5 protein-coding genes are annotated in these 7,040 nt (G+C 67.0%); 3 read left to right on the forward strand and 2 right to left on the reverse strand.

The features are described from left to right. Positions 1-1,452, reverse strand: a 1,452-nt coding sequence (gene metG, locus QZ709_RS08420; RefSeq protein WP_294636840.1) for a methionine--tRNA ligase, incomplete at its 3' end; no start/stop codon positions are given. 139 nt (positions 1,453-1,591) lie between these two features. Here metG and apbC point away from each other — a divergent pair. The 3 genes from apbC to QZ709_RS08435 are packed head-to-tail and all read left to right on the forward strand — an operon-like array spanning position 1,592 to position 5,998. Next, complete coding sequence (gene apbC, locus QZ709_RS08425; RefSeq protein ID WP_294636841.1) at positions 1,592-2,704, forward strand: iron-sulfur cluster carrier protein ApbC; 1,113 nt, start codon at positions 1,592-1,594, stop codon at positions 2,702-2,704. 14 nt (positions 2,705-2,718) lie between these two features. Then, positions 2,719-5,343: a PAS domain S-box protein gene (locus QZ709_RS08430; protein ID WP_294636842.1), complete on the forward strand. Its 2,625-nt coding sequence runs from the start codon at positions 2,719-2,721 to the stop codon at positions 5,341-5,343. 40 nt (positions 5,344-5,383) lie between these two features. Continuing rightward, entirely contained in the window at positions 5,384-5,998 is a 615-nt protein-coding gene (locus QZ709_RS08435) for a response regulator (RefSeq protein WP_294636843.1), read from the forward strand. Between the two features lie 6 nt (positions 5,999-6,004). On the opposite strand, the gene QZ709_RS08440 is transcribed toward QZ709_RS08435, so the two are convergent. Next, positions 6,005-6,886 carry an ATP-binding protein gene (locus QZ709_RS08440; RefSeq protein WP_294636844.1) on the reverse strand — a complete coding sequence of 294 codons (882 nt, stop codon included), beginning with the start codon at positions 6,884-6,886 and terminating at the stop codon, positions 6,005-6,007. Positions 6,887-7,040: the final 154 nt, after the last annotated feature.

Raw genomic sequence — 7,040 nt, forward strand, 5'->3', positions numbered from 1 at the left:
CATGCCCTCCTGCTTGGCCAGCTCCCAGGGCTTGTTGGCGTCCACGTACTCGTTCACGCGGTCGGCCAGCAGCATGATCTCGCGCAGCACCTTGCCCAGCTCGCGGGCTTCGTACTGCTCGACGATGCTGGCGCGACCGGCCTGCAGCGTGGCCAGCAGCTGCTTGCCATCGTCGCCCAGCGACGCGGTCAGCTCGCCTTCAAAGCGCTGGGCGATGAAGCCTGCAGCCCGGCTGGCGATGTTGACGAACTTGCCGATCAGGTCGGAGTTGACCCGGGCCATGAAGTCGTCCTTGTTGAAGTCGATGTCTTCGACGTTCGCATTGAGCTTGGCGGCGATGTAGTAGCGCAGCCATTCGGGATTCATGCCGATGCTCAGGTACTTGAGCGGGTCGAGGCCGGTGCCACGGCTCTTGGACATCTTCTCGCCGTTGTTCACGGTCATGAAACCGTGCACGTTGACCTGGTTCGGCAGCTTGCGGCCGCTGAATTGCAGCATCGCGGGCCAGAACAGGGTGTGGAAGTAGGTGATGTCCTTGCCGATGAAGTGCACCTGCTCCACGGCCGGGTCGGCCATGAACTCGTCGAACGAGCGGGCCTCACCGTACTTGGCCTTCGGGCCACCGGCCGCAAAGTAGCTCTTGAGCGACGCCAGGTAGCCGATCGGCGCGTCCAGCCACACATAGAAGTACTTGCCCGGTGCCCCAGGGATCTCGATGCCGAAGTAAGGCGCGTCGCGGCTGATGTCCCAGTCGCCCAGGCCACCCTCGCCGTTCTCGTCCTTGGTGAACCACTCCTTGATCTTCTTGCTGACGGCCGGCTGCAGCTTCCCGTCCTGCGTCCACTCCTGCAGGAAGTTCAGGCAGCGCGGGTCGGACAGCTTGAAGAAGTAGTGGTCCGAGGTCTTGAGCACCGGTGTGGCGCCCGACAGGGCCGAGTACGGGTTCTTCAGGTCGGTGGGCGCGTACACGGCGCCGCACACCTCGCAAGAATCACCGTACTGGTCCTTGGCCGCGCACTTCGGGCACTCGCCCTTGATGAAGCGGTCGGCCAGGAACATGCCCTTTTCGGGGTCGAAGAACTGCTGAACAGGACGCACGTCGATCAGGCCCTGGTCCTTCAGGGCCAGGTAGATGCTCTGCGCCAGCTCGTGGTTCTCCGGGCTGTCCGTCGACGACCAGTGGTCGAAGCTGATGTGGAAGCCGTCCAGATACGGCTTGCGGCCGGCGGCAATGTCGGCCACGAACTGCTGCGGGGTCTTGCCGACCTTCTGTGCCGCGATCATGATGGGCGCGCCGTGGGCGTCGTCGGCCCCCACGAAGTGCACCTGGTGGCCTTGCATGCGCTGGAACCGCACCCAGATGTCGGCCTGGATGTACTCCATGATGTGGCCGATGTGGAAGTGGCCGTTGGCGTAGGGCAGCGCGGTGGTGACGAAGAGCTGGCGTGGCATGGTGCGTGGCAGGCGGCATCCGGGCCCCGGCCGACGCGTCGATGCGACGGGCGCAAGACCCTGCCTTCAATCTGGAGGGAGTCTGCGATTTTAGGCCGCGCTAGACTGACCAGCTGGAAAGAATTGCACGCAGTCCACCATGAACGCCCCCACGCCCCTCGAGACCGCCGCCCTTGACGCCCTGCGCACCGTCAGCGACCCGCTGACCGGCCAGGACTGGGTGGGCACCCGCCACCTCCAGTCGCTCACCGTCGACCAGGGTGTGGCCCGCGTGGCGATCTCGCTGGGCTACCCGGCGCGTTCGCAGTGGTCGGCCTACACGGCCCTTGTGGAAGCGGCCCTGAAGGGCGTTCCCGGCATCACCGGTGTGGACGTGACCTGGCGCACCGACATCCGCACGCACGCGGCCACGCGCGGCCAGGCCTTGCTGCCCGGCGTGAAGAACATCCTGGCCGTGGCCTCCGGCAAGGGTGGTGTCGGCAAAAGCACCACCGCCGTCAACCTGGCGCTGTCGCTGGCCGCCGAAGGTGCCCGCGTCGGCATGCTGGATGCCGACATCTACGGCCCCAGCCAGCCCATGATGCTGGGCCTGAGCGGCAAGCCCGAGAGCCCGGACGGCAAGACCATCAACCCGCCGACCAACCATGGGCTGCAGATGATGTCGATGGGGCTGCTGGTCGAGAACCAGTCCGCCACCATTTGGCGCGGCCCGATGGCCAGCCAGGCCTTCGACCAGCTGCTGCGCCTCACCAACTGGGGTCACGCGGACGAGCCGCTCGACTACCTCGTGGTCGACCTGCCACCCGGCACCGGCGACATCCACCTGAGCATCTGCCAGCGCTCGCCGCTGACGGCCGCCGTCATCGTGACCACGCCGCAGGACATTGCCTTGCTGGACGCGAAGAAGGGCCTGCAGATGTTCGAGAAGGTCAGCGTGCCCGTGCTCGGCGTGGTCGAGAACATGGCCGTGTTCTGCTGCCCGAACTGCGGCCACCAGGAGCACATCTTTGGCGAGGACGGCGGCAAGCGCATGGCGGCCGAGTTCAATGTGCCGTTGCTCGGCTCGATGCCGCTGAACCTCAAGATCCGACAGCAGGCCGACAGCGGCCAGCCGACGCTGGTGGCCGAACCCGATGGGGAGCTGGCCGGGCTGTACAAGGCCATGGCACGCCAGGCTGCGGCCCTGATGTCGAAGCTGCCCAAGGACTATTCCAGCAAGCTGCCCGGGGTGACCGTGCAGCCCAAGGCCTGAGCCACTTCTGCCCGATGCAACCCGACCGCGCGCCCTCCATCGATGACACCTGGTTCGATCTGGTGCCGATGGCATTGGTCGAATTCGACGAAGTGGGCACCGTGCTGCGTGCCAACCCCGCTGCGCAGGCTGCGCTGGGCAGGCCTGTCCGGCCGGGAGACCACCTGGCCATGCAGCCCAGTGCGGTACAGCGGCTCTGCGGCTGGGATGCGCCGCTCACCCTGATGTCGTTGGCAGGTACGGGCGCCCCCTTGCAGACGCAGACCACCCTTGCCCGCACCACAGGGCCCACCGTCATGTTGTTCAGCCAGGTGTGGGCACGTGGCGAGCCAGATTCGCAACGCCGCTTCCTGTGCGCGATCCGGGAGGCCCCGGCGGGCAGCGCGCCGCCGGCACCGCAGCCCCCCCCTGCTCCCTTGCCACTCGGCCAGGCAACGCCCCAAGGCGCGGACGACGTGCACCAACTGCTCTACGAGCTGTCCACCATCCTGGAGAGCTCGCCCGCCGGGATCGCCTACCTTCGCGACCACACCCTGGTGCGCTGCAACCGCCGCTTCGAGCGCATGCTGGGCATCCCCCAAGGAACCGTATCGGGCCGGAGTCTGGACGCTCTGGCCGAACACGACCCCCGCATCGGCCAGATCGTGGCGCAGGCCACCGCCGAGCTGACGAAAGGCGACCAGTTCGAGCACGAGCTCGAGATCAACATCCCGGGCGTCCTGCCCCGCAGCTACACGCTGTCCCTGCGGCGGCTGGGGCAGTCGGCCACCCCGCTCGAGGTCATCGCGGTGCTGTCCGACGTGACGCGGCTGCGCACCCAGCAGGCCCAGCTCGAAGCACTGGGGCGGGATCGGGACCTGATGTTCTCTCTGTCGGGCGTGGGCATCGCCTTCGTGCGCGACGGCCTCATCCAGAGTGCCAACCCGGCCTTGTCCCACCTGGTGGGGGACCACGCGGCCGAGCTGGTCGGCCGGCCTCTGGTCAGCCTGTATGCCAGTGAGGCAGACATCGACGCCGAGCCGGAGGTGATGTCCTTGTTGCGCAGCCTGGGCCACTGGCAAGGTGAACGCGCGCTGCGCCGCCCCAACGGCACCACGCTGTGGACCGAAATGGCCGTCCGACTTGTCAACGCGGAGCGCCCCGCCGAGGGTTTCATCGCCTCGTTCGTGAACGTCGACGCCCGCCACCGCGCCGAACAGAACCTGACCTTGCAGGCCGACCGGACACGCGCCATCCTAGACTCGGTCTTCGTCGGCATCGTCACGCTCGACCACAACGGCATTGCGTGGATGAACCGCTCGGCGCGGCGCATGTTCGGTGGCGATCTGGCCGACTTCATCGGGCAGCCGTTGAGCACGGTCGCTACCCCGGACCTCGACCACCCCTTCCGGCTCACGGACTACCTGGATCAGCTGCAGGACGGGCAGTCGCACACCTTCGAGTGCCAGGTGGTCGGACGCGACGGGCGCGTTTTCTGGGTGGTGGGCAACGCCGTGGTCACCTATGGGCAGCACAACCGCCGCCAGATCACCTACGCCCTGCTCGACATCGATCGGCGCAGGCAGGCAGAGGCGCAGTCTGCGGAAGCCCAGGCCACCCTGCAGCGCATCATCGAGATGGCGCCCATGGCCATCCAACTGGTCGACGCCGAGCACCTCACGCTGGTGCAGGCCAACCAGGCTGCATCCGCCTACATGGCCCTCGAGACCGGCTGCGCCATCGGATGCACACCCGAGCAGGTCTATGACCCCGAACGCGCCCGCATGCTGCGTGCCGACATGCAAGCCGCCATCGACGGAGGCGAGGCCATCCACCGGGAGTACCTGCTTCAGTCCAAGAGCGGCTCGCAGGTGTGGGACGTCAATTACCTGCCGCTGCACCACGAAGACGAGGCGGCAGACCAGTTGTTGGTGGTGGCCTCTGACATCACCGAACAGCGTGCAGCCGAAAAGGCCCGCCTTGACGCCGCCATCGCCCAGCGCGAGATGCTGGTGCGCGAAGTGCATCACCGCATCAAGAACAACCTCCAGGGCGTGGCGGGCCTGCTGCAGCAGATCGCGGCGCGCAAGCCCGAGGTCGCTCCGGCGATCTCCGAGGTGGTGGGGCAGGTCCAGGCCATTGCTCAGGTCTACGGGCTGCAGGTCGGTACCGGTGGGCCACTGCGGCTGCACAGCGTGGTCGAGGCGATTGCCCAGTCGGTGCAGCGTACCTTTGGCCGGACCATCACGTTGCAGGTCCAGGGCCCCCATGCGCACGACTGGCAACTTCCCGAGGCCGAGTCCATCCCGATCGCACTGAGCCTCAATGAACTGCTGACCAACGCCCACAAGCACGGCCCCGGCTCCACCCCCCTGATGTGCGAACTGGTCTCCGGCGAACAGGGGGTGCGCATCGACATCCTCAGCCCGGGCCAACTGCCCCCGGATTTCAGCCTGGATCGCGTGCGCGGCGGGGTCTCGGGCCTGGGTCTGGTGCGCGCCCTCCTGCCTCGCCGCAGCGCCAGGCTCACGCTGGAGCAGTGCGGCCCCGAGGTCCGTACGCGCATCGAGCTTCATCCGCCGGGGGTGCACCTCGTTGCGCCCCCCCCAACGGTGTGCGCGGAAGGCACTGGTCAGCAGATCACGCTTTGGCCACAATGAGCGTTTTGCGCGGCGATGGGCAGCCCGCCAGAGGAAGCGAGTGAATCACAAAGGCAAAATCCTGGTCGTGGACGACGACCGGCTGGTGCTGGCCACATTGACGCATGGCCTGGCTCAGGCCGGCTACGAGGTCATTGACGCCGACAACGGGGACGACGCCATCCTGCTGGCGCGTCAGCACAAGCCCGAACTCGCGCTGCTCGACATCCGCATGGAAGGCAAGACCGGCTTCGATGTGGCCGCCTACCTGCGCGAGTACTGCCAGATTCCCTTCATGTTCCTGTCAGCCTTTGCCGACGAAGGCACGATCAAACAGGTCAAGGAACTGGGCGCCCTGACCTATCTGGTCAAACCGCTGGACATCCAGCAGATCGTGCCCGCCGTGGAAGCAGCGTTTGCCCAGCGCGACAAGGGCGCACCGACAGAACAGCCGGGTGCACAGGCCACCCCGGCGACCGCAGCCACTGCGGCCGACCCGCTCCTGCAGCCGGTGGCGCTGGCCATCGGCATCGTGATGCACCGCCACTCCCTCAGCCGCAGACAGGCGCTCGACAAGCTGAGCCACCAGGCGCGAGCCGAAGGTCTCCCCCTTGAGGCGGTGTGTGAACGCCTGCTCAACGCGCAGGAAGTGCTTGCCGGCCTGGGCTCGCTCTGAACCGGTTCAGGCCGTTTCGCGCAGCGGCACCTGGCGGTTCTGCGCCGTGTCGGTCAGCGTGAAGTAGAAGCACGCGCCGGCGCCTGGCCGGGCCTCGGCCCAGACCCGCCCACCATGGCGGCGCACGATGTTCTGGACCCCAGCGAGCCCCACCCCCGTGCCAGGGAAATCCTTGGCGCTGTGCAGCCGCTGGAACAGGCCGAACAGCTTGTCGGCGTGCTGCATGTCGAAGCCTGCACCGTTGTCACGCACGAAGTAGACCGGTGGGTCGGTGGCCGGCATGACCCCCACCTCCACCCGAGGTGCAGCCACCTTGGCGCTGTACTTCAAGGCGTTGCCGATCAGGTTTTCCATCACGCGGCGCAGCAGGGCTGGATCGGCCTGCACCTGCATGCCATCGGCGACCACCAGGCTGACCGGTGAACACGCCGGCACCAGCAATGCCAGTTCGCTGCCCACCTCACGGGCCAGGGTGCTGAGGTTCACGGGCTCGCGCTGCACCTGGGTTCCGGCCAGCTGGGCCTGCCCCAGAATGGCATCGATCATGCCGTTCATGCGCGTAGAAGCAGCCAGCACCCGCTCGAGATGGTCGTGACCGACGCGGTCCAGAAACCGGCCATAGTCTTCCTTGACGATGCGTGTGAACCCCTCGACGACACGCAAAGGAGCGCGCAGGTCGTGCGACAGCGCGTAGCGCAACGCCTCCTGCTCTGCCTCCGACATGGCCTGCGGCACACCGGCGGGCACGCCAGCGCCGGCAGATGCCGACCACTGGAGCACGCCATGAAAGCCGGTCACCGTTCCGTCCGCCCCCCGCACCGGCCCCCCTCGCAGTCGGCAAGAGGCGACCTGCTCCGCGCCGCCCAACACCCTCAAGGTCGAAGACATCGGCAATTCCAGATGACCAGGCCAGGCCAGTCCGTGTTCCATCGAATGCCGAAGACGAGCGAGCGACTCGCGTGAAGAGTCGCCTCCGTCGCCCCAGCACGCCCACCAGACGGGTTTCTGCCTCAGTAATTCGGACAGGCCTTCCCAATCGGTT

This window comes from uncultured Aquabacterium sp. (assembly GCF_913773725.1).
Lineage (GTDB): Bacteria > Pseudomonadota > Gammaproteobacteria > Burkholderiales > Burkholderiaceae_C > Aquabacterium.